This window comes from Scytonema sp. HK-05 (genome assembly GCF_963872035.1).
Lineage (GTDB): Bacteria > Cyanobacteriota > Cyanobacteriia > Cyanobacteriales > Nostocaceae > Kalymmatonema.
The window spans coordinates 147,050-169,952 of the sequence record NZ_CAWMYC010000158.1 but is presented as its reverse complement, the minus strand read 5'-3'; the positions used below and the strand labels follow the sequence as shown (position 1 = coordinate 169,952).

Annotated in this window: 15 protein-coding genes and 1 pseudogene; 8 read left to right on the top strand and 8 right to left on the bottom strand. The window is 42.3% G+C overall.

What is annotated here, in order from left to right; translation table 11 throughout:
- Window positions 1-64 precede the first annotated feature (64 nt).
- Window positions 65-3,604 (top strand): NB-ARC domain-containing protein, encoded by a 3,540-nt coding sequence (locus AACT52_RS37125; protein WP_073628579.1) that lies wholly within the window; start codon window positions 65-67, stop codon window positions 3,602-3,604.
- A 45-nt stretch (window positions 3,605-3,649) separates the two neighbouring features.
- Window positions 3,650-3,796, top strand: a pseudogene (locus tag AACT52_RS37120) (ParA family protein); the annotation flags it as partial.
- Between the two features lie 95 nt (window positions 3,797-3,891).
- On the opposite strand, the gene AACT52_RS37115 reads toward AACT52_RS37120, so the two are convergent.
- The 5 genes from AACT52_RS37115 to AACT52_RS37095 all read right to left on the bottom strand — a co-directional run bounded on the left by AACT52_RS37115 (window position 3,892) and on the right by AACT52_RS37095 (window position 10,161).
- The gene (locus tag AACT52_RS37115; RefSeq protein WP_073628577.1) at window positions 3,892-5,355 is read right to left on the bottom strand and encodes an FAD-binding protein; all 1,464 of its coding nucleotides are present in this window, start codon (window positions 5,353-5,355) and stop codon (window positions 3,892-3,894) included.
- A 945-nt stretch (window positions 5,356-6,300) separates the two neighbouring features.
- Complete coding sequence (locus tag AACT52_RS37110) at window positions 6,301-7,293, bottom strand: polyprenyl synthetase family protein (RefSeq protein WP_073628575.1); 993 nt, start codon at window positions 7,291-7,293, stop codon at window positions 6,301-6,303.
- Window positions 7,294-7,426: 133 nt separating this feature from the next.
- The gene (locus AACT52_RS37105) at window positions 7,427-7,552 is read right to left on the bottom strand and encodes a hypothetical protein (RefSeq protein ID WP_272937069.1); all 126 of its coding nucleotides are present in this window, start codon (window positions 7,550-7,552) and stop codon (window positions 7,427-7,429) included.
- Window positions 7,553-7,723: 171 nt separating this feature from the next.
- Entirely contained in the window at window positions 7,724-8,167 is a 444-nt protein-coding gene (ccmS, locus tag AACT52_RS37100) for a beta-carboxysome assembly chaperone CcmS (protein ID WP_073628573.1), read from the bottom strand.
- 155 nt (window positions 8,168-8,322) lie between these two features.
- Window positions 8,323-10,161, bottom strand: a complete 1,839-nt coding sequence (locus tag AACT52_RS37095; protein WP_073628571.1) for an ABC transporter ATP-binding protein — start codon at window positions 10,159-10,161, stop codon at window positions 8,323-8,325.
- 101 nt (window positions 10,162-10,262) lie between these two features.
- Between AACT52_RS37095 and AACT52_RS37090 the strand changes: the two genes are divergently transcribed.
- The 4 genes from AACT52_RS37090 to AACT52_RS37075 all read left to right on the top strand — a co-directional run bounded on the left by AACT52_RS37090 (window position 10,263) and on the right by AACT52_RS37075 (window position 14,328).
- On the top strand, window positions 10,263-11,105 hold the full coding sequence (locus tag AACT52_RS37090; RefSeq protein WP_073628569.1) for a prohibitin family protein: 843 nt from the start codon (window positions 10,263-10,265) through the stop codon (window positions 11,103-11,105).
- A 77-nt stretch (window positions 11,106-11,182) separates the two neighbouring features.
- Complete coding sequence (locus AACT52_RS37085) at window positions 11,183-11,599, top strand: DUF1824 family protein (RefSeq protein ID WP_073628567.1); 417 nt, start codon at window positions 11,183-11,185, stop codon at window positions 11,597-11,599.
- Window positions 11,600-11,745: 146 nt separating this feature from the next.
- Window positions 11,746-13,680 (top strand): ABC-F family ATP-binding cassette domain-containing protein, encoded by a 1,935-nt coding sequence (locus AACT52_RS37080; protein WP_073628565.1) that lies wholly within the window; start codon window positions 11,746-11,748, stop codon window positions 13,678-13,680.
- Window positions 13,681-13,701: 21 nt separating this feature from the next.
- Window positions 13,702-14,328 carry a TenA family transcriptional regulator gene (locus AACT52_RS37075; RefSeq protein WP_073628563.1) on the top strand — a complete coding sequence of 209 codons (627 nt, stop codon included), beginning with the start codon at window positions 13,702-13,704 and terminating at the stop codon, window positions 14,326-14,328.
- A gap of 23 nt (window positions 14,329-14,351) precedes the next feature.
- On the opposite strand, the gene AACT52_RS37070 is transcribed toward AACT52_RS37075, so the two are convergent.
- Window positions 14,352-14,912 carry a hypothetical protein gene (locus tag AACT52_RS37070; RefSeq protein WP_073628561.1) on the bottom strand — a complete coding sequence of 187 codons (561 nt, stop codon included), beginning with the start codon at window positions 14,910-14,912 and terminating at the stop codon, window positions 14,352-14,354.
- Between the two features lie 212 nt (window positions 14,913-15,124).
- Here AACT52_RS37070 and AACT52_RS37065 point away from each other — a divergent pair, with 212 nt between their 5' ends.
- Both AACT52_RS37065 and purT read left to right on the top strand, forming a co-directional pair.
- On the top strand, window positions 15,125-15,619 hold the full coding sequence (locus AACT52_RS37065) for a pentapeptide repeat-containing protein (RefSeq protein WP_198940847.1): 495 nt from the start codon (window positions 15,125-15,127) through the stop codon (window positions 15,617-15,619).
- Between the two features lie 78 nt (window positions 15,620-15,697).
- The gene (gene purT, locus AACT52_RS37060) at window positions 15,698-16,876 is read left to right on the top strand and encodes a formate-dependent phosphoribosylglycinamide formyltransferase (RefSeq protein WP_073628557.1); all 1,179 of its coding nucleotides are present in this window, start codon (window positions 15,698-15,700) and stop codon (window positions 16,874-16,876) included.
- 70 nt (window positions 16,877-16,946) lie between these two features.
- Here purT and AACT52_RS37055 read toward each other — a convergent pair whose 3' ends face one another.
- Together AACT52_RS37055 and AACT52_RS37050 are read right to left on the bottom strand one after the other, a co-directional pair.
- The gene (locus tag AACT52_RS37055; protein ID WP_073628555.1) at window positions 16,947-17,264 is read right to left on the bottom strand and encodes an RNA recognition motif domain-containing protein; all 318 of its coding nucleotides are present in this window, start codon (window positions 17,262-17,264) and stop codon (window positions 16,947-16,949) included.
- Window positions 17,265-17,492: 228 nt separating this feature from the next.
- Window positions 17,493-22,295, bottom strand: coding sequence for an nSTAND1 domain-containing NTPase (locus AACT52_RS37050; RefSeq protein WP_083630085.1), 4,803 nt, complete (start codon window positions 22,293-22,295; stop codon window positions 17,493-17,495).
- Window positions 22,296-22,903: the final 608 nt, after the last annotated feature.

The following is a 22,903-nucleotide window of genomic DNA, read 5'->3' as shown; positions in this document are numbered from 1 at the left end:
TATACAGCAACCTGCTTGATAATATTTTAAATTAAAAGTGATTACGCGAACGGTAGATTAATACATGACTTTACAGAATTGGAAACGCAAGCGTGGCGTTGCACTTACGACCAAGGGTTTGCAAAAAATTAAAGAAGCCAAGCGTAAGTCAGAAGCAAAGGAAAACTTTGGAAACAGGTACACTCTCGAAGAAATGAGCGCACGCTCTGGGTTATATTCAGCCACAATCTCGAAAGTACTGAATCGCGAAGGAGGAGTTGACAAACAGACTATTGAAAAGCTTTTTTCAGCTTTTTACTTAAAAGTAGAGAAAAATGACTATTCAAGCTCAAATAGTCATCTAGACTGGGGAGAAGCTATCTTTACATCAGTTTTTTATGGGCGTACAGAAGAACTTACTACCCTAAAGGAATGGATTCTCGATGAACAGTGCCGATTGGTGGCACTATTGGGGATAGGAGGCATTGGTAAAACGGCGCTGTCTGTCAAGCTTGCCCAACAGATTCAGGACAACTTTGAGTATGTTATCTGGCGATCGCTACGAGAAGCTCCTCCTGTTAAAACTATTCTTGCTAACCTAATCCAGGTTCTATCTAACGAACAGGAAATAGAAAGCAACTTACCAGAAAGCTTGAGTGATAGGATATCGCGACTACTATATTATTTGCAAAATCATCGTTGTCTAGTAATACTTGATAATGCAGAGTCACTTCTGCGCAGTGGTAGTCGAGCAGGACTTTATCGAGAAGGATATGAGGGGTATGCTGAGCTTTTTAGACGGGTAGGAGAAGCAACTCACCAAAGCAGCTTAGTGCTGACTAGTCGTGAAAAACCTAAAGAAGTGGCATTACTGGAAGGAAAAGCACTAGCTGTTCGCTCATTACCACTGAGTGGCTTGAAGGTCGTGGAAGGGCTGGAAATCTTGAAACTCAAGGGATTATCTGCAGCAGAGGATGAATGGAAAGTAATGATTGAACGCTATGCAGGCAATCCATTAGCCTTGAAGATAGTTGCCACAACAGTTCAAGATATCTTTGATGGTAATGTGACTGAATTTTTGCAACAAAATACAGCTGTTTTTGGAGATATTCGCGATATTTTAGAGCAGCAATTTGAGCGCTTGTCAGATTTAGAAAAAGACCTAATGTACTGGCTAGCGATTAATCGTGAGTCGATGACACTCTCAGAATTGCGAGAAGATATTATATCACCAGTACCACCAGCAAAATTACTGGAGGCTCTGGAATCTTTAGGAAGGCGATCGCTAATTGAAAAAAGTGGATCACTTTTTACGCTCCAGCCTGTGGTCATGGAGTATGTTACTAATAGCTTGATAGAAGACGTCTGTCAAGAGATTGCCACTCAAAATATTTATTTGTTCAAGTGTTATGCTCTGATGAAGGCAACTACGAAAGACTATATTAGGGACGCTCAAGTTCGCCTCATCCTCCAATCAGTTATAGATGGACTGTTGACTATATTTGGCAGCAAAAGACGCATTGAAAATCAGCTCGCTCAAATCTTAATCACATTACAAAAGACATCCCCGCTAGAACCAGGTTATACGGCAGGAAACATTCTCAATCTGCTTTTTAATCTGGAAACTGATCTGATGGGTTATGATTTTTCTTATTTGACCGTTTGGCAAGCAGACCTGCGTAGTGCCAATTTGCACAATGTAAATTTCAGCTACGCGAATCTAGCTAAGTGTGTTTTTGCTGAAACACTAGGCGGCATTCATTCAGTGGCATTTAGCCCTGATGGAACACTCTTGGCTACCGGGGATACTCTTGGTGAGATTCGCCTATACCAGGTTGCAGATGGAAAACAACTGCTTGCGATTAAAGGTCACATGGGTTTTATATGGCCAATTACTTTTAGCCCAAATGGTCATATGCTTGCCAGTGGCAGTGACGACCAAACGGTAAAGCTGTGGGATACTAATACGGGACAATGCCTCACAATTTTGCAGGGTCATAGTGGTGGCATATGGTCAGTCGCCTTCAATTCACAAAGTATTATGCTTGCCACTAGCAGCGAGGATCAAACTGTGAAGCTGTGGGATGCAAGGGATGGTAAGTGCCTGAAAACTTTGCAGGGACATACTAATCGGGTCACATCAGTTGTCTTTAGCCCGGATGGTCATATGCTTGCTAGTGGAAGTGATGACCAAACTGTAAAGCTGTGGGATGCAAGGGATGGTAAGTGCCTGAAAACTTTGCAGGTTGATAACACCGGGAGTAGAACAGTCGCCTTCAGCCCAGATGGTCAAATTCTGGTCAGTGGTTGTCATGACACAACAGTGAGGCTATGGGATGTCGCTACCGATCAGTGCCTGACTACTCTCCAAGGCCATACTGACTGTGTAAATTCAGTGTCCTTCAGTTCTGATGGTAAAACACTGGCCACTAGCAGTGATGACCAAACTGTGAAGCTATGGGATATCAATACTGGTTGTTGCTTTAAAACTATACAGGGTCATAGTAGCAGGGTAACGTCAGTTGCCTTTAGTCCAGAAGGAACGAAACTGGCAAGTGGCAGTGAAGACCAAACGGTAATGCTTTGGAATGTCAACACTGGTGAATGCCTCAAGACATTACAAGGTTATTGTAATGGGATCTGGTCGGTTACCTTCAGCCCAGACAGTCATATGCTTGCCAGTGGCAGTAATGACCAAAAGGTGAAGCTGTGGGATGCCTCGGATGGTAAGTGCCTCAAAACTTTGCAGGGACATACTAATCGGGTTACATCAGTTGCCTTTAGCCCAGACAGTCATATACTTGCCAGTGGAAGTGAGGATCAAACAGTGAGGCTGTGGGATGCTACTACTGGCCAATGCCTCAAAACTTTGCAGGGACATACTAATCGGGTCACATCAGTCGTCTTTAGCCCAGACGGTCAGATGCTTGCCAGTGGTTGTCATGACCAAACAGTAAGGCTGTGGGATATTAAAACGGGTCAATGCCTTAAGTCCTTGCAAGGGCACATGCATTGGGTATGGGCGATCGCCTTCAGCCCGGATGGTCATATGCTTGCCAGTGGCTGTCATGACAAAAAAATTAGGCTATGGGATGTCGCCACCGGTCAATCCCTCAAAACTTTGCACGGTCATACTGATTGGATATGGTCAGTTGCCTTCAGTCCCGATGGTCGAACGTTAGTGAGTGGTAGCACTGACCAAACAATAAGGCTGTGGGATGTCAGCACAGGTCAGCACATTGAAACTTTACAAGGACATACTAGCACCGTATACTCAGTTGCCTTTTTAGATGCTTGCACATTGGCAAGTGGCAGCGGCGATCAAAGCGTGAAACTTTGGGATATCAACACAAGCACCTGTGTAAGAACTTTATCAGGACATTCCAAGCTAGTTTGGTCAATAGCCTTTAGTCCCGACGCTCAAACCCTAGTCAGTGGTAGTCAAGATGATACGATGAAGCTTTGGAATATTAAGACAGGTACGTGCGTGAAAACTCTTAAAAACTCTAACCTTTACGATGGCATGAACATCACTGGAGTGACGGGTTTAACTGAGGCTCAAAAAATTAGTCTGCAAGATTTAGGGGCAGTTCAGTTAGTTGGCTCCCTAAGAAATCTTGAATAAAAGCGTAATGCCTGTTTCAATGTAAATTTCCAAAGTATAGAACGTATGAGTCAAGTCGTTACGCTGTTCAATCAAGCGGGGGGAGTAGGAAAAAGCACCCTTACTTTTAACCTGGGATATCATCTGACACAACGCAATAAAAAAGTTTTACTTGTCGATATGGACCCTCAAGGATCACTCATACCATTTCTGTATCAAGCTGCGCTTAGTTTATTATTTCACTTGCATTGCTTCTCACCAATAGCGAGTATTTCAGCTATAATCATTCAAGCGAGGAAAAGTTTGGGCTAAGAGTTTGCGAAAATGCCCTGACTTGGCGTTAGTAAATTATCTGGATCGTAACGCCGCTTTGCACTTACTAGATTTCCCCAAACCGGATGAAAATGCTGCTGCCAATCCTCTTTGGAGAAAGACAGGGCGTTTACAGGATATTGATAACCACCCAAATCACGATTTTGCTCAAAGAGTCTACGATTATCATTGAGCATTTTTGTAATTACAGAATCATCTGGTGGTACTGCTGTTCGCAATAGGGCAAACAGAAACACAACCTTCTGGTTCGGAACCCGGAAATTGGGTAGCCCGAAGCGTTCAGTTTTAACTGGATACAGCAGAATTGGGCCTTCACCTGTGTCAGCGAGGGTTAAGCTGGCAACGACTTCACCAACAAAACTGTTAACTGCACTACTTGGCACAAACAGGTTTAACCAAGGATGAGGATAAGACCAAACACCAATAGATTTGAGAAAGGCAACTGTAGGAGCTAAACGGTTGAGGAAGTCAAAGTAAGATTTATCCTCTATTTGTTCTGTACCGCGAGTATAATTTAACCCCGCAAGTAACAAACTGTTATTAGGTACAGAGGGAGGACTGTAAAAGCTAGCCGCTTCTAGCAGATAACGCCATCCACCAGCATTATTAGAAACTAACTGACCTTCTACATAATTGAAGCGCTCATCATCTATGATTTCGCGTTGGTCACGAGTAAAGGTAGCTAAATCGTCATAATACAACTGAAACACACGGGCATTGGTAGTGGCAGGAATTAGCTTAACTGTTGCCTGTACAATAATTCCACATTGACCTAGCCCTGCTAGTACTGCTGTAAATAGATTGCGATTATATAACGGTGAACAAGTTTCGAGGTTACCTTCTCCAGTTACTACCTTCAGTTCTAAAACATTATCCACTTGCACACCGTAGCGATGAGTTGCACCACCAATACCTCCTACTGACAAAGTACCGCCGATAGAAAGTTCTATGTAATCGGTAAGAACAGGCGGTGTTAATCCCTGCACAAGCGTTTGTTGCAATAACTGACTCCATAACACTCCAGCATCAACAATCGCTCGGTCTGTACCGATGAAATGAATCTTGTTGAGCGTACTTAAATCAATGACGATGCCTGCTTCTACTTGTGACTGACTGTAAGTAGAGTGCCCCTGACCGCGTGGGGCAACCTTGAGCTTGTGAGTCCGAGCGAATTGAATAACTTGAACAATATCCTCAATTGAGCCTGGTTTAAGTACTGCTATCGGTTGACGATGCACGATATTACCAAAGTCAATACTGGCATCAGCAAGTGTCGCATTATCAGTGTAAAGTACTCCATCTAAGGGAGGTAAGCTTTCAAAAATAGATGTGGCACTGGTAGATGTTACCCAGGAACGAGTAGTTAAATCAAACCCAATAACAATTGCACTGGTAATCAAACCTTGTAAAACTGAGCGACGTAAAGTGTTTTGTCCCATAATTTTTACTTGGTAGTATAATCGTTGCTTTCTCAAGTAAACACACTGATAGTTTTTAGCGTTTACTGAACTAAATTTGAATTTCTACTCAGTGAAAGGTGTGATTTTATGGCTGTGCCATAAAATCAAAAATATACAATCATTATATGAAAAATACGGTTAAATATGATTAAGCTATTACTGAGGAAAAATCGCCTTTACTTCTAAAAAACACATTTTCAAACCTTTATATAGCATGGCTTTTAGAGATTTAAGGAAAATGTGTTTCTTTCATAAGCTGCTTTTTGCCGCTATAGCAATCCGTGCTGGAGTCGTGAGAATAAAAAAACCACTCCTGAGCCAAGAGCGCCAAGAAAAATAAAAGAAAATCTTACAAATGATTTAGGACTGCTATAGTTGGGCGCTCATATCTTGCACCTGTCCATTGGAATGTCAATTCCAAGACTTACGTGCTAAATCTCTTAGGCGTTCAATGTTTAGTAGAATAAGGTACAGCACCAATTGTGGAAATATAGTAAGGAGATGCGATTTCTGCGGCTTGTCCCCAATCAGGCTTCTTTGTAGAGGCGATTCCCCAAGGGGCACCTGGAGGAGGCAATCACCGTAGAAGTTGCGCCCAATGCGCCAAAACATAAGAAATAAGGGACAATACCAACCAAGAGGATTAGCAGGCTTTACAGCACGGGGTAAGTAAGATACCCATAATCGGAGATACTAAGCATAAGGAAGAAATAGCAGTAAGAAGGCAAAGAAGGAACAAGGACGTGGCACAATGAGCTCCAAAATCGTTAACCCTAAGTGAGTGCGATCGCCCGTAAGGGGAGTGCGATCCGGGCAATAGCTCTTGTTTGGAACTCCTAAAACCCTGGCTGTGAGGGGCTTTTTTGATTGTGTAAGTATATTCGCTCTTGGAAGTTCAGCTTAGTCTTATACCCCATCTAAGATTCAGCCATCTATTGAGTTGAGTAACTCCTTGAGATATATATCAGGGAGTTTCATGCATAAGGAGCGGTATTGGTTGTCTGGAAGTTCCTGTAGGTGTGATATGGCTTGGGAGTATAGCGCTACTACAAGATTGAGACAGTGCTGAATCGAGCCGCTATTCTTGAAAATACGCTGTAGTTCACTTTTTTTCTCAGCAGAGGGAACAGTTCCTATAGCATTAATAATTTCACTCCATTGCCATGAGTCTTTTGGTAAATGCTGTAGTGCATGGTTAACAACAATAGTTTTCTTGTTTGTTGTGATATCGGAGAAATTATCTTTGCCCGAATTTTCAGCCGTTACCATGAGATCAACAATATGATCAGCTATTTGATAAGCAGTACCAAAATCCATAGCATAGGCATTTAGAGCATCAATTTGGGCTTGCGTAGCGCCACTCATTATTGCACCTGAGGTTATTGCACCTGCCAAAAGTGGTCCTGTCATCAGCCGCGCAATACGCAGAATTTCTTTTTCATCTACAATTGAATCTGGAGATAAATCGGCAAGCTTTTGCTCCAGGAATAAGCCTATAATTGTGTCGCGAGCCGATTGGTAGAAAATCTCCTTGAGTAGTAGGTTATCTGATGGAAGCAACCGAATTGGTTCCAGCTGAATAATACATGCGGACAAAAGTGCGGCAGCCTCTCCGTACTGGATTCTTGGTGTTGGAAGACCCGCACGCTCTTTTCCCGCATCTAAGATCACGCTATCATCTATAAGAACATAATTTGCAGTGATGATTTCATAAAGCATTGCTATGTTGTCAGCGTCTTCAGGTCTTCCACGGACAATCCCACTTCCCCAATACGCTAAAGTTGCTCGCAACCTACGCCTACTATAAAACAATGCGAGGTTAAGTGGCTGATAGAGAGGATTTTCTTGATCGTAGTAATTCGTTAATAGAAAATTTACACGTTCACGGCAAGATTCCATTGAGTCTAAATCTAGCATAATGTCAAAGGTAAAATAGCAAAATTCAAGTTAGGAAGCTCACAGGAACAGTTTACCTTTTTTAATCGCTGAAAACCTTATGAATCAAGAGTTTTATCTTTAAAAATCGGTAATTTTTTTCTGTTTTGACTCCTTAAGGCAGGCAGAATACAACGGACTGTTGCATCACTTTGACCATTTGATCAAAGGTATGTTGTTGCACCCCAACCAGACGTTTGAATTCCCGATTCGATAGCCGTTGGGTTTGCTCGTATTGCATAGGTGATTGGATTTAAGTAAAAGTTTATTTTTTTACCATAAAATAATTTTGCAAGAGGTCTAATAAAGTGTCAACCCAGCAAGAGAATAAATAAGCCCATTTCTACACTGAAAGTGTCCAGTTTGTCTATTAGTACACTGGACAAGTTCATAACTTAATTAGCTTTGAAGGCTATGATGGTGATTGTTCAGCATTCAACTGCTCGCTCAGAAGCTGTTCCAAATGTTGTAATAAAGTATCCACATCTTTTCCAACTTGTTCATAACAACTTGGTGGTGCAGGTTCTGGTTCAAAATAAATTAACTTGATTTGGTCTTTGCCAATTCCTATCATGAGAACTTCCACTTCTGGTTTATAATGCTTTACAATCCCTAAAACTTCTTGAAGTTTGTTCTCGACATTGGTATTTAGTTTTTCTATAGCCTCTTTCGGACAATAAACAAAATGTGGCGTTGGTTGCAAATCAATACCAATAGTACCCTTGCTGTCACGATTTTCTAACCACAAACCCCAAGATAGCGCTGCTAATTCTTGTTGATGTTCTTTGACAAATTTATCCAACTGGCGACGCCATTGATTGTTTGGTGATTCAGGTTGCCTAGTAGAAAATATCATACCAATTTCAGATTTTAAATTTTTGATTGAAGTGTGTATTTTATTATTAAAATAATAATCTCACGCAAAGACGCCAAGAAAAAGTTTGCGACGCCAGTCGCTGTGAGTTCGGGAAACCCTCCTGCATAGCGCTGGCTCGCCTTTGCTTTGAAATTCTATCTCAACCCCGACTGCACCCGCCACAGACTCGCATAAACTCCGTTTTTCTCCAACAGTTCTTGATGAGTCCCTGACTCGACAAATTGTCCGTATTCCATGACATAGATGCGATCGGCATTGCGGATGGTGGAAAGACGGTGGGCGATCGCAATTGTTGTGCGATTCACAGTGATACGTTCTAGGGAGCGCTGAATGGCTGCCTCTGTCTCATTATCCACCGCTGAGGTTGCTTCATCTAAAATCAAAATTGGTGGATTCTTTAAGATGGCGCGAGCAATAGCAATCCGCTGTCGCTGTCCACCAGATAATTTTTGTCCCCGTTCACCTACAATTGTCTCATATCCCTGAGGCAGTCGCTCAATAAATTCGTGTGCTTCAGCCACTTTAGCCGCCTTAATAATTTCATCATCTGAAGCATCAAAACTGCCATAGGCAATATTTTCTGCTACACTACCATGAAATAGGAATACATCCTGACTCACCAGACCAATGCAGCGGCGCAAATCCCGCAGATTCAACTGTTGTATATCAATCCCATCAAGGGTCATTGTTCCCGATTGCACTTCATACAATCGCAAGAGAAGTTTCACCAAAGTGCTTTTTCCAGAACCAGTAGAACCAACAATGGCAATTGTTTTACCCGCTGGAATATGCAAAGAAAGATTTTTTACGACTGGCGATCTGTCTTGATAAGCAAAAGTGACATTTTTTAATTCTACTTCACCGCGTACTGTTGCTACAGGTAAATCTATCTCCCCCGTATGAATAGCAATAGGAGTATCCAACAAATCCATCACTCGATTCGTAGAAGCCATTGCCCGTTGATACTGATCAAAAGTATCGCCTAATCTGGTTAAGGGCCAGAGTAACCGCTGAATTAAAAAGACTAATACACTATATGTACCCACAGACATTTTGCCATTTACTGCTGCCATACCACCAAATAGCAGTAAGGCTGTAAACCCCACCAAAATTAACATCCGGATGAGGGGAATAAATGCTGCCGAAAGTTTAATGGCTCGAGTGTTACTGCGACGATATCCCTCACTTTCTTGTGCTAAACGTGAGATTTCGTAATCTTCGGAGGTGAAGCTTTTAATAGTCGTAATACCACTCAAATTGTTTGACAGACGCGAGTTGAGAAGACCGACTTTTTCTCTGACATCAGCGTAGCGAGGTGCTAGTAAATCTTGAAAAGCAAACGAACCCCAAAGAATAAACGGTATCGGCAACATTGCCATCCAGGCAACACTGGGAGCCAAAATAAAGAAAGCACCACCTATGATCACTACCGTTGTGGCAACTTGGAGAATGTCGTTTGCTCCCGCATCTAAAAAACGTTCCAGTTGGTTGATGTCATCGCTGAGGATGGACATCAAACCCCCTGTACTGCGTTCTTCAAAATAGGCGAGTTCCAACTCCTGCAAATGTTTATAAGCATCCAGACGCAAATCATGCTGAATATCTTGTGCCAAATTACGCCAAAGCCTTGCGTAAGCATATTCAAAAACCGATTCTAATATCCAGATGATGGCAGTCAGGAACGAAAGAATTAAAAATTGCCCAAAAATATCTTTCACTCCCAACTGAGCAATGATAGAATCTTGCTGCTTTACCACCACATCCACCGCAATGCCAATTAACCCTGGTGGAGCCAAGTCAAAAAGCTTATTGAGGATAGAACAGATCGTCGCTTGCCAGATTTGTTTGCGATACTGGTGTCCGTAGTCAAAAAGCCGCAGGAGGGGATGAGTTGAGGGCGATATCCTGGGAGCATCACCTGCTACGCGTGTCTGTCTTCTCGATGCTCGATGAGATTTAAATACCTTAGCCACAGTTGTTTGTAGATGCGTGGATTAGAAATATTACCACGAGCGCCAGTAGTAAAGTATCTCTATTAAGAAGAGTTATCTAAAAATGAACAGGAGATAAAAAGTTGAAAAATCAGCAATTGGGGAATTGGCAAACTGTAGTAGCAGCAATTGTAGCGGCAGTCCTTGTTATCCTCAGCCTCAATTCCTTTATCATTATAAATCCAGGGCAAGCAGGAGTACTTAGTATCTTGGGTAAAGCCAGAGATGGAGCTTTAATAGAAGGTATCCACCTAATACCACCCTTCATATCAGTAGTTGATGTATACGATTTGACAGTACAAAAATTTGAAGTTCCGGCGGAGAGTTCAACTAAGGATTTGCAAACCTTAACTGCAAGATTTGCTATTAACTTTCGCATCGACCCGGTACAAGTTGTTGATATAAGAAGAAAACAAGGAACTCTAGCAAATATTGTCAATAAAATTATTGCACCCCAAACCCAGGAATCATTTAAAATCGCAGCGGCTAAAAGAACAGTTGAGGAAGCGATTACCAGAAGAAGTGACTTGAAGGAAGACTTTGATATGGCATTGGGGCAACGCCTAGATAAATATGGAATAATTGTACTAGATACCAGCGTGATTGACTTAACATTTTCTCCAGAATTTGCGAGAGCCGTTGAGGAAAAACAAATCGCTGAGCAAAGGGCACAAAGAGCCGTCTATGTAGCACAAGAAGCTGAACAAGAGGCTCAAGCAGAGATAAATCGCGCCAAGGGAAAAGCGGAAGCTCAAAGACTTTTAGCGGAGACTTTGAAAGCGCAAGGTGGACAATTGGTTCTGCAAAAGGAAGCAATTGAAGCCTGGAAGACTGGCGGTGCTCAAATGCCAAAAGTCCTCGTTATGAGTGGTGATACAAAAACTGGTGTACCATTTCTCTTTAATGTAGGTAATATGCAAGATTAATCCCGAATTGAAATTTTATGTAGGGCGATCGCCCTACTCAAACGAAGAGGAAACATTAAGGAATAATAAAAGTATTTATGTCAAGCAATCATCAGAGCAATCTCACCATTCAAGAAGCGAAAAAAATTCTTAATAAATTCAACTGTATAGACATTCCGCCCAAACTCAAGCCCTCAGAAAAGACTTTAATTCGTCAGGCTTTAGTTTCGCTTGCCAATATTTCAGACTATCAAATTTTAGGTATTTGTGCTGATACACCAGAGGAAGGAATACTAGCAATGAAAACATATTCCCATGCTTTCGGCTATGAACCCCCAAGCGATTTACCTATGATTGAAGGTCCAGTTTACATCAAATTAAACGGCAAAAATGGTGTGTGCTATCTCGATTCTTACTTTGGTCATCATCGGGGTGTATTAGTTTCTTGCCAATCTTACTCTCAAGGGGGAATTAACGAAATGTACGGGCATCTACCCCTTGATTTATTTGTTTAAATAGTAGGTAGGGCATACGCCCTACTTCAGTCATGACACACTCCAAAATTGCTACCGATGATACACCCTGACAAACGCAGATAAAATAGATAATTATCTGCGTTTATCTGCGTCCATCTGCGGTTAAAATGTAAAATCTAAATTTTATGAGTCTTATCACCCTACAATCGGTTAAAAAAGATTTTGGCATCAAAGAAATATTAAAAGATGCCAGCTTGAGCTTGGATGCAACTGATAAAGTTGGCTTAATTGGCACTAACGGTTCTGGTAAGTCAACATTATTAAAAATGATGGCGGGACTAGAACCGATTGATGGTGGTCAAATTTTAGCAAACTCAGGAGCTACAATTGTATACTTGCCTCAGCAGCCAGATTTAGACGAAAATCACACAGTTTTAGAGCAAGTTTTCGCTGATGCTGGCGAACAGATGGCGTTGGTACGTGAGTATGAGGAAGTTTCTGATAAGTTAGCTCATGCACCAGAAGATAAGCAACTCATGACGCGTCTTTCTTCCCTGATGCAGCGCATGGACTCAATTGGTGCTTGGGAGGTGGAAACGAATGCCAAAATCATCCTTTCTCAGTTAGGAATTACAGACTTTAATGCTGTGATTGGGACTTTATCCGGTGGTTATCGCAAGCGCATTGCTTTAGCCACAGCTTTGCTGTCAGAACCAGATTTGTTGCTGATGGATGAGCCGACAAACCATCTAGATGCTAATTCCGTTGAGTGGTTGCAAAGTTATTTGAATCGCTATCGCGGTGCAATCTTGCTGATCACTCACGATCGCTACTTTTTGGATAAGGTGACTAATCGCATTATCGAAATTGACCGAGGAGACATTTACACTTACGCGGGTAACTATTCATATTACTTGGAAAAGAAAGCTCTATCTGAAGAATCTGCTATTAGCAGTCAACGTAAACATCAAGGTGTACTACGGCGCGAGTTAGAATGGCTAAAACGAGGACCAAAAGCCCGCAGTACCAAACAAAAAGCTAGAATTGATCGCATTCGCGATATGCAAGAAACTGAGTTTAAACAAGCTCAGGGTAAAGTTGATATTTCTACACCCAGTCGTCGCATTGGCAAAAAAGTTATTGAACTCAATAACATATCCAAGGCTTATGACGGACGCACCTTAATTAAAGAGTTTACCTACGAATTTAGCCCAGATGACCGCATTGGGATCATCGGCGGTAATGGTGCGGGTAAATCCACTTTATTAGATATGATCACTGGGCGTGCTCAGCCAGATTCGGGGAGTGTAGAAATTGGAACTACCATTCATATTGGTTATTTTAACCAGCATTCAGAGGAATTACAATCGGCATTGAACGAAGAGCAGCGCGTGATTGACTACATCAAAGAAGAAGGGGAATTTGTCAAAATTGCCGATGGAACTAGAATTACCGCATCCCAAATGTTGGAGCGTTTTCTGTTTCCTGCTAACCAACAGTATGCTCCAATTTCTAAACTGTCTGGTGGTGAAAAACGGCGTTTGTTTTTGTTGCGCGTTCTCATGAGTACGCCGAATGTCTTAATATTAGATGAACCAACCAATGATTTGGATGTACAGACATTGGCAGTGCTAGAGGATTATTTAGAAGATTTTTCAGGTTGTGTCATTGTCGTTTCTCACGATCGCTACTTTTTAGACCGTACTGTAGATACAATTTTTGCCTTTGAAGAAGGTGGGAATATTAAACAATATCCCGGCAATTATTCAGTGTATCTAGATTACAAGCAAGCAGAGGAAGCACAACAGCAGCAAATTAATAATACTAAAGAAAAGCCGAAAAATACTGTAGAGGCTTTGCAAGAAACATCTCCACCTCAGACTTCAGAAAATAAAAAGCGGCGGAGTTTATCTAATTGGCAAAAGCGAGAATTTGAGCAGTTGGAAGGGAAAATTGCCCAAATGGAAGCCGAAAAAGCAGAAGCAGAGAAAGCAATGGCAAATGTTCCTCCTGGTAACTACACCCAAGTACAAAAACTCTACGAACAAGTGGAAACACTCAAGGAAGCAATAGATGTGGCGACTGAACGTTGGTTAGAATTGGCTGAGATTGAATCTTAGTCTATCGGGCTGGCTAACACGATGACCTTGACTTGCAAACAACTTTTACAAAATCATGCTCAAGCTTGGCACGAAGCTACCGTACATCCCTTCCTTGAACAGTGCAAATTAGGCACCATTCAGCCCCAGCAATTTAACACATGGCTGGTGCAAGATTATCTGTTCGTTGTCGATTTTACACGGATGGTGGGACGGGCTTTGGCAAGCGCGCCTCCACACCATTTTGATGTCATTTTGGGGGGACTGACAGCACTCAAAGATGAACTCAATTGGTTTAAGGAAAAAGCAGCCCAACGACAGCTTAATTTAGATACAGCAAAACAACCAACCTGCATAGAATATTGTGAATATATGCAGAGCCTTGCTACAATGCCTTATCCAGTGCAAGCAAGTACATTTTGGGCAATTGAATTTGCCTACAATCAAGGTTGGCAGTTGCCTGGAGTCATGCCTAAACCATACACCGAATTTGCAGACAGATGGGGAAATCGCGGTTTTACTGAATATGTGAAATTTTTGGAACAGCAAGCTGATCAGGTGTTGCAAACGGCATCAGTAACTGTTCAACAGCAAGCTGAAGAGGCTTTTTTAAGGGTAGCAAAATTCGAGAAAGATTTTTGGCAAATGGCTTTTCATGCAGCACAGTAGAAAGAAAGCTGAATTTACTATTGTTACGGTTCATACCTAATAATTGCCTGTCGCGACAATAGAGAATCTGCGCAATCAACATTCCCTGTCCAGTTTTTACAGGGTTTTCTCACTTTTGAAAGACCTTCGACAATGCGAACACGAAAGCCATATTCTGTTGGGTAAACCTTATATAAAAGCGGTTTAGTACGCTTAGCAATGAGTGCAGCTGCTAGGGCTGGCGTTGTACAAATCATTGCTTTCTTATCTGGAGGTATATAGTAATCTATAAAAAAATCACGATCCGCAGAATCATTAGTCCAGCCTCTTCCTACCACAGTTGTAGCCCAAAATAGACATCTCAAATCAGGTCTTATATCAGAACCTAACCGCCTTTGTACATCAACTCTAGGGATAGCACGAGGATTATTTGCCTGTGCTTTGCTTTGAATTTCTAATTTTTCAAGTACAAAATCAATCTCTACAAATTTTACTCTGACAATCTTAGCAAACAAGCAGGTCAAGAACAGTGAAAGAATCCCAAACAATATTGTTATTGTTACTACACTACCTTTAATTTTGTACGGTATAATTGTCTTTTTCATGCTTGCTTTGGTGACAAAGGCTGTAACTGCCTAACTTTACAAATGGTACTTACTATTACCCGGATGAAATTGTTACATGATTGGCAGTGTAGTTTTTCTGTAGCAGATATTACTAATATAATACTGGTAATAGCAAAGCTTTTCAGCAGTTACACAAAAGAATTAGCGATAAAGATTTTAAAAATTAATACCATCACCGCAATCTGATGATTATGCTAAATACTTCTACTCAAAATCTCCGTAGCAGGGCTATTCAGTTTTTAGAACAAAGTCCTCAACAACGTCTAGAAATTCTCAAGCAACTTGGCATAGCCCGCTATGAGTTCTTAACCAAAATGTGTCTTAAGGAAGCAAACATAGCATGCATCATGCGGTTTCTCCAAAATCCTAGTCAGCTAAAATTCCCTAATTTAATGGGAGCAGATTTATCTGGGTTGATTTTAGATGAAGTTAACTTCATCCGTGGTAATTTATTAGGTGCAAACCTACAAGGAAGCAGTTTAGTAAATGCAGACCTTATCTTTGCCAATTTTACTAACGCAGACTTGAGAAATGCAAATTTGAATGGTGCTACTCTCAATGAGACTATATGGTTAAATACTCTTGTAGAAGAGTGCGACTTTGGAGAAGGGATTGGGTTGACAAAGAGTCAGCGTCAAGATTTACGAATTCGGGGTGGTAGGTTTAATCTTTTAGGTGAGAATTAAATTAAATAACCACAGAGCCGCAGAGAACGCAGAGAAAAATAGAGGTTTTTGTTGTATATAGATGGAATTAATAAATTAATGAATAATTCGGTTAAACTGCCCCAAAAATTGATGCTGCTTGGTTCGGGAGAACTCGGCAAAGAATTTGTTATTGCTGCTAAACGTCTTGGTAACTATGTGATTGCTGTTGACCGCTATGCGAATGCTCCGGCGATGCAAGTTGCTGACTACTCGGAAGTGATTTCGATGCTGAGTGCTGATGATTTGGAAGCGGTTGTGAGCAAATATCAACCTGATTTTATCATACCAGAAATTGAAGCAATTAGAACAGAAAAACTTTTGGAATTTGAGCAGCGAGGAATGACAGTTATCCCGACGGCGGCGGCGACTAACTATACAATGAACCGGGATAGAATTAGGGAACTGGCACATAAAGAGTTGGGTATCCGCACTGCTAAATATGGTTATGCGATAACCTTAGAAGAGTTGATTGCTGTTTCTGATGAAGTTGGGTTTCCTAATGTCGTGAAACCTGTGATGTCATCTTCTGGGAAAGGGCAATCTGTAGTGAAAGAAAAGAGTGAAGTTGAGAAGGCTTGGAATTATGCGATCGCCAATTCCAGAGGTGACAGTCAAAAGGTGATTGTCGAAGAATTTATCAATTTTGAAATCGAGATTACTTTACTGACAATTAAGCAGTGGAATGCACCAACAATTTTCTGTACTCCCATTGGTCATCGCCAAGAAAGAGGAGATTATCAAGAATCTTGGCAACCAGCAGAAATGGCGGAAAAAATGATAGTGGAAGCGCAGGAAATATCTAAAAAAGTCACTGATGCTTTGGGAGGAGCCGGAATTTTTGGCGTGGAATTTTTTATTACCAAAGACGAAGTTATTTTTTCCGAACTTTCCCCCAGACCTCATGATACGGGAATGGTGACATTAATTTCGCAAAATCTCAACGAATTTGAACTGCACTTAAGAGCGATTTTAGGCTTGCCAATTCCTCATATAGAACAGTTGGGTTTTTCTGCCAGTGCTGTCATTTTAGCCACGGAAAAATCAGATTCCATTGCTTATACAGGTGTAGCCGAAGCACTATCAGAAAAAGATGTGGACATTAGGCTATTTGGTAAACCTAATGCCCATCCTTATCGGCGCATGGGAGTCGCTTTGGCTAAAGGAAGTGATATTCAACAAGCGAGGCAAAAGGCTACGAGAGCAGCAAGTAAAATTAAATTAGAATACCAACCCTAATTTATTAGAAAGGTGCGAGTCTGCTGTAGAGGAGCAACGCTTACGTTCTCACTAATCTTGGAATTAGTTTTCAGATAATCATTTGCTTATCAGCCTTGCGAGGAGGGGGGTTCCCCGTCTTGCTCTCTGGACTTGGTCCAGTGTCTCCTCCCCTTGATGCGTCTGTTGGTGCGTCTGACTTAAAGAGTTTAAGTTTCTGCCCAAACTTTTCCACGCCATTGAGTTCTTGAACAGCAAGATCCTCATTTGCTTCACCTTCTATTGCTACTGTTGCAAAACCGGAGCCAGGAAAAATGTCAATTTTTCCGACTGTGCCAAATTTTGTAAAAAGCTCTCTTAAATTTGCCTCAGTTATCTCAGAAGGAAGATTACCAACCAATAAAGTCATATTTTTCTCCAAAGAAAGTTACACAAAAAGATAATCCAAAGTGGAACCAATACGTAGGATTTACGCATTGACAAAAGTTTGATTATATAGAACGAAGCTCTATCAAAAAAGCTGGAGGTCAGTTTAGCTAAGAGAGCTTTGCCTCTACACTCTTAATTAGATGTAAGCAAAATTAACTTATGCATTTAGGGGAGAAAAATGGGAAAAATGCAATCATGTTGCCTGAAGCTATTGAGATTTAATCCCACTACAGAAACGGCTCGCCTCCTGCACAGAATATCCGCTAACGCTCTGCTTGTGCTGTGCATTTGTTCTGAGATAATCCTTAACCCAATCACAAGCGTAGCTCACTAGTTTATCTGTATCTAGAACACGATTCAAATTCCACAGAATCACTGTCTTGTCGTCACTTGTCGAAGCAATTGTCTTACTGTCGGGACTGAACGCCACTCTCCAAACCGTGCCATTGTGGCCGTTGAGGGTAGTCAGCAAAGTGCCATCTCGTTTCCAGAGTTTGACTGTTTTGTCGTCACTTGCTGAAGCAATCATTTTGCCGTCAGGACTGAACGCTACTCCCCAAACCACGCCATTGTGACCTTTGAGGGTAGTCAGCAAAGTGCCATCACGTTTCCAGAGTTTCACTGTCTTGTCTTGACTCCCCGTAGCAATTGTCTGACCATCAGGGCTGAAGGCTACTCCCCAAACTCCGCCATTGTGACCTTTAACGGTGGTCAGCAAAGTGCCATCTTGCTTCCAAAGCTTGAGCGTCTTATCCCGAGTTACCGAAGCAATTATCTGACCAAACCCCTGCGGGGACGCTACGCGAACAGGACTAAACGCTACTCCCCAAACTTCATTATCATGTCTCAAGGTAGTTAGCAAAGTGCCATCTCGCTTGTGGAGTTGTACCGTGTAGTCGTCACTTGCTGAAGCAATGATACTACCTTGAGGGCTAAATGCAACTGCGTTAACCTGACGACTATGTCCATTAAGGGTAGTCAACAAAGTGCCCCTTCGGGGTATCTCCTGCGGAGACGCTACGCGAACGCCAGTCGCCTGGGTCGGGATACCCTCCTGCAGCGCTGACTCACCATCTCGTTTCCAGAGTTTGATTGTCTTGTCCCGACTCGCCGAGGCAATTGTCTGACCATCAGGACTGAATGTTACTGCCCAAACCCCGGCATTATGTCCCTTTAGAGTCGTCACCAAAGTGCCGTTGGGCTTCCAGAGTTTCACCGTGTTGTCGTCACCTGCTGTGGCAATTATCTCACCCTGGGGGCTGAACGCGACTCCCCAAACTGCACGACTATGACCATTAAGGGTAGTCAGCAAGATGTTATCCCGCTTCCAGAGTTTGACTGTTTTGTCGCTACTTGCTGAAGCAATTGTCTTACCATCGGGGCTAAACGCTACTCCCCAAACAATATCGCTATGTCCAGAAAGGGTAGTCAGCAAAGTGCGATCATGCCACCTCCAGAGTTTTATTGTCCTGTCCCACCCAGCCAAGGCGATTGTATCACCCTCACGACTGAACGCTAATCCGTAAACCTTACCGTTAGGGTTATTGAGGGTGGTCAGCAAGGTGCCATCACGCTTCCACAGTTTGAGTGTCTTGTCCCAAGAAGCTGTAGCAAGCATCTGACCATCAGGACTAAAAGCTACAGCACTCACTACATCGCTATGTCCCTTTAGAGTAGTAAGCAAGGTGCCATCTTGCTTCCAAAGTTTGATGGTCTTGTCTCTACTTGCTGTAGCAATCAGTTGACCAAACCCCTGCGGGGACGCTACGCCAACAGGGCTAAAAGTGACTGCACTGACTACATCGCTATGTCCCTTTAGAGTAGTAAGCAAGGTGCCATCGCTAGCTCTCCAGAGTTTGACTGTTTTGTCACTACTTGCTGTGGCTATGATGTTACCTTGAGGACTGAACGCAACTGTGTTAACTACATCACTATGTCCCTTTAGAGTAGTAAGCAAAGTACCATCAAGCTTCCAGAGTTTGACTGTCTGATCCCCACTTGCTGTGGCTATCATATTACCTTGAGGGCTGAACGCGACTCCGTAAACTGCACCACTATGTCCCTTTAGAGTAGTAAGCAAAGTACCGTCAAGCTTCCAGAGTTTCACCATGTTGTCATCACTCGCTGTGGCAATCAGCTGACCATTGGGGCTGAAGGTGACTGCGTTAACTTTTTCGCTATGCCCTATGAGCCGATTATGTTCAACTACCGTATAAATTGCCTGCCTTAGTACTGATTCAAGCCGAACCTGGATATTTGCATCTACCCTACCTACTGTTTTTAGTTTCTCCTGAGCTGTGATTGCTTCTATGAGCGCATCCAATCTGTTATTCGAGGCAAGCAGTGCTTCAGAAGATTTGGTCACAGCTTGAATCTCGCTGATGCTTGCTTTATGCGATTGCCACCAAGCTACCCCAGCCAGCATCAAAGCTCCCACTAAGCCACCTGTGAGTCCTAAAATAGTAAGTTGGCGTCTACGCTTCTGCTTATTTATCTCGTTATCCCGCAATGCCAAAGAAAGCTCAATGAAATGTTTCTCACCAGAACTCAGTTCATCTATGCGTTTGCTCTGCCAATATTCTGCATCCGAGAGTGGCTTTGCGCGCAATAAAGCACCTTCATCTTTGCCACTACTTTCCCATTGACGAATTGCCGATCGCAACTGCTCTTGCCAATAGCGAAATTCACCATCAACTTGTATCCACTGCTCTAGGCGTCCCCAGCTTCTAATCAGCGCCTCATGCACAATTTCCACTGTTTCTTCACTCGATGACTCGTTGCGGTTAGTCACCACAAGACGTGCATCAGCTAAGCGCATCACCAAATCCCAGTTTTCTGACTTCACCTCATCACGAGTCGCCAACCTCCGGGTAGCCTCCACTCCTTCCCCTAAACGCACTAACTGCATAAACACTCGCTGCGCCCGACTTCGGTCTACCTCAGAAAGCTGGGCATACACTGCTTCGGCGTGCATAGCCAAAGCCTCCTCAACGCCGCCAATCTCCTCGTAGCCTTCATGAGTTAGCCATCCATCTGTCTGTTTTGACCAAAGTTGTGTTAAAGCAAACTCCAGCAACGGTAAACGTCCTGACTGATCATCACCTGCATGAATCAGTTTATTTGTCAACCCATTCTCTAATCTCACCTGCATTTGTGTTGCAGGCTGTTCAATAGCTGCTCGCAATTCCTCACGGCTCATTGGTCCGAGATTCAGGACTGCTCCTTGCAATGCATCGCTAAAGGGGCGGTAAGAAAGGGCATGTCCGTAAAAGTCCGCTCGCAGAGTCAGGACTAGGGTAAATGCCGGAGCTAACCTGACTGCATTCAGTAATGCATCTAAGACACCTTGGCGTTCTTCTTCTGGGCAAAGAGTGTAGAGCTCTTCAAATTGGTCAGCTATTAAGACCAGAGGAGTTTTGGGGTTTTGCTGGACAAAGCTTTCGATAATTTTGTATAAGGCTTTATTATCTTGTCGCAGTGCGATTTCCAGTTCTAATTCAATCAGGCGGCGAGCATTTAATTTTGAATTTTGATTTTGATTTATTTGATTTATATCTTTATTTAGGTTGTCTCCTTGCCGAGATGGAAGGGATAAACCTTCGCCAATGCTAGAAGTTAACGCAGCAGCCAACGCCTCAAACGGATTATTACCCGGACGAAACGAGACAATCTGCCACTTAAGATTTGGATCTTGGCGCAACTGAGGAACCAACCCAGCAAACACCACACTCGACTTACCACTTCCACTGGAACCGACCACCGCTACCAACGGCTTTCTTTTGGTCGCCGTCACCAAGTCCTGTGTGAACTGCTCCCGCCCAAAAAATAGGTCAGCATCTTCCTCACCAAAGGCAAATAACCCACGATACGGACATGGCGGTACTCCCCCTAACTTTAGCCAACTCGGCGGTTCCACTGCCGGATTTTGACAAATGACAGGCAACCAAGAAGCACCCGGAAAGTCATCTTCCAAACCTTGTAACTTTCTGCGTGCTTGCTGTACTGCTAAATATAAAGAACGTCGTTCAACTGCAAAAGCCTCTAAAAAATGCTTAAAAAATTCCTGTGCCACCAGATTCGGCACTGGCTCACGCATCACAATCACTGTCGGAATATTTAATTTTTCCAGCGCACTCGCCAATCCCAGTCCATCACAGGAATTGAAAATTGCTAGTTGTAAACCATTATCAATTGCTGCTTTAAGAGCTTCTTCTAACTGTCCAATTGTTAAACTATTGTTGGTCTTATGATCATTAATATAAATTCTGCCTGTTTCACCCTCGGTTTGACTATGACCCGCAAAAAAGAACATGTCCCAGCCGGGGTTTTGCCAAAGAAGAGTGTTAAATTCCTGACGAGAAGGATTGACAAGAAAAACTATTTCTGCATCTAATAAACTATCAAGAAATCTGATTTCTCTCTCCAAATCAATCCCTTGGCTATTACCCAGAACCGCTAAGATTCTCACTTTCTTTCTAGGTAATTTTGGCTGTAAGGGTTCCCGGCGCTTATACTCGGGTTGAGAAAGCGCCATTTCGGCTAAAGGATAATCATTGAAGAAGTCCCAACGATGCCAAGGTAATCGCCGTAGCAAGTCATTGTTGGTTTCAACAATGACTCGAATTTCTTCGGCTGGATTTAGTTGCGATCGCAGTTGTCGTTCTATATTAAGAAACTCAAAAGATTTGAGCCAATTATTGATATCTTCTTGTAGTTTTTGGCACACCTCATCAAAACCGACAACAGAGACATTAGTTATGCCGCCTTCGTCAATTTCCAGATCATCATCATCATCTTCCATCAATAGAGAACGCAAATGTTGGCGAGCACAAACATTTTTGTAATTTAACTGCCAATTTTGACAGAGTTCAACTAAAGATGGTGCTGCAGGTAAGCTACCAATAAATTGCTGTGGAAAAGAGTTTCCTGATGACCATAACCTAGCAGTAACATTTGGAAATCCGTTGTTCAAATCCCCACTTCCTAGGCTGATAACAACTGATTTACTCATAGAGAAGACACTTTTTTATTTTGGCAAGCATGGTCTCTTCTACAAATTCAGTTTATTCTTTTTCGTATCTTTACATTAAAAATAAGATTTGTAAAAGAACTGGTTTATTTTCGGAATCACAACCCAGCCTACTGTCTTTGAGAAGAATATCTTTAATAGCCTATCACTCCTGTTGAAAGACACCCTCATAAAGACACACTCTGACAAGAATAGAATTCGTTAAGGTAAATCGTTGCCACTCTGCACGAGCTTATGCAGTTCTCCCGTAACCGTATTGTATTTTCTTCAATCGGTATCGAAAACGACATAATGAAAACTTACGCATTGTCAAAAAATGATTATGTGAATTGAGTCAAATCTTGACTTTTAACTATTGTTCAGATGCATGACTTCATCTCCATTAGAATCTTTCTCTTAAGAATATGTATAAAAAGTGAGGAAGTGGAGAGGGTTTTGTAAATTTTTTGAACAAAAACCCGTGAAGTTTGCAGTTTAGTTAATCCACATAATCCTCTATTTGTACAGTGCGTAAGTCCTAAGAAGTTTGACTATGACCAGCCAAAAACAGAGTATCCCAGCGTATCGGCTTCCAAAGCAGCGTCTTGAAT

Coding starts and splice junctions, on each gene's coding strand:
- AACT52_RS37125 (WP_073628579.1), top strand. CDS start 65: ATGACTTTACAGAATTGGAAACGCAAGCGTGGCGTTGCACTTACGACC.
- AACT52_RS37115 (WP_073628577.1), bottom strand. CDS start 5,355: ATGGGACAAAACACTTTACGTCGCTCAGTTTTACAAGGTTTGATTACC.
- AACT52_RS37110 (WP_073628575.1), bottom strand. CDS start 7,293: ATGCTAGATTTAGACTCAATGGAATCTTGCCGTGAACGTGTAAATTTT.
- AACT52_RS37105 (WP_272937069.1), bottom strand. CDS start 7,552: ATGCAATACGAGCAAACCCAACGGCTATCGAATCGGGAATTCAAACGT.
- ccmS (WP_073628573.1), bottom strand. CDS start 8,167: ATGATATTTTCTACTAGGCAACCTGAATCACCAAACAATCAATGGCGT.
- AACT52_RS37085 (WP_073628567.1), top strand. CDS start 11,183: ATGTCAAGCAATCATCAGAGCAATCTCACCATTCAAGAAGCGAAAAAA.
- AACT52_RS37080 (WP_073628565.1), top strand. CDS start 11,746: ATGAGTCTTATCACCCTACAATCGGTTAAAAAAGATTTTGGCATCAAA.
- AACT52_RS37075 (WP_073628563.1), top strand. CDS start 13,702: ATGACCTTGACTTGCAAACAACTTTTACAAAATCATGCTCAAGCTTGG.
- AACT52_RS37070 (WP_073628561.1), bottom strand. CDS start 14,912: ATGAAAAAGACAATTATACCGTACAAAATTAAAGGTAGTGTAGTAACA.
- AACT52_RS37065 (WP_198940847.1), top strand. CDS start 15,125: ATGCTAAATACTTCTACTCAAAATCTCCGTAGCAGGGCTATTCAGTTT.
- purT (WP_073628557.1), top strand. CDS start 15,698: ATGAATAATTCGGTTAAACTGCCCCAAAAATTGATGCTGCTTGGTTCG.
- AACT52_RS37055 (WP_073628555.1), bottom strand. CDS start 17,264: ATGACTTTATTGGTTGGTAATCTTCCTTCTGAGATAACTGAGGCAAAT.
- AACT52_RS37050 (WP_083630085.1), bottom strand. CDS start 22,295: ATGAGTAAATCAGTTGTTATCAGCCTAGGAAGTGGGGATTTGAACAAC.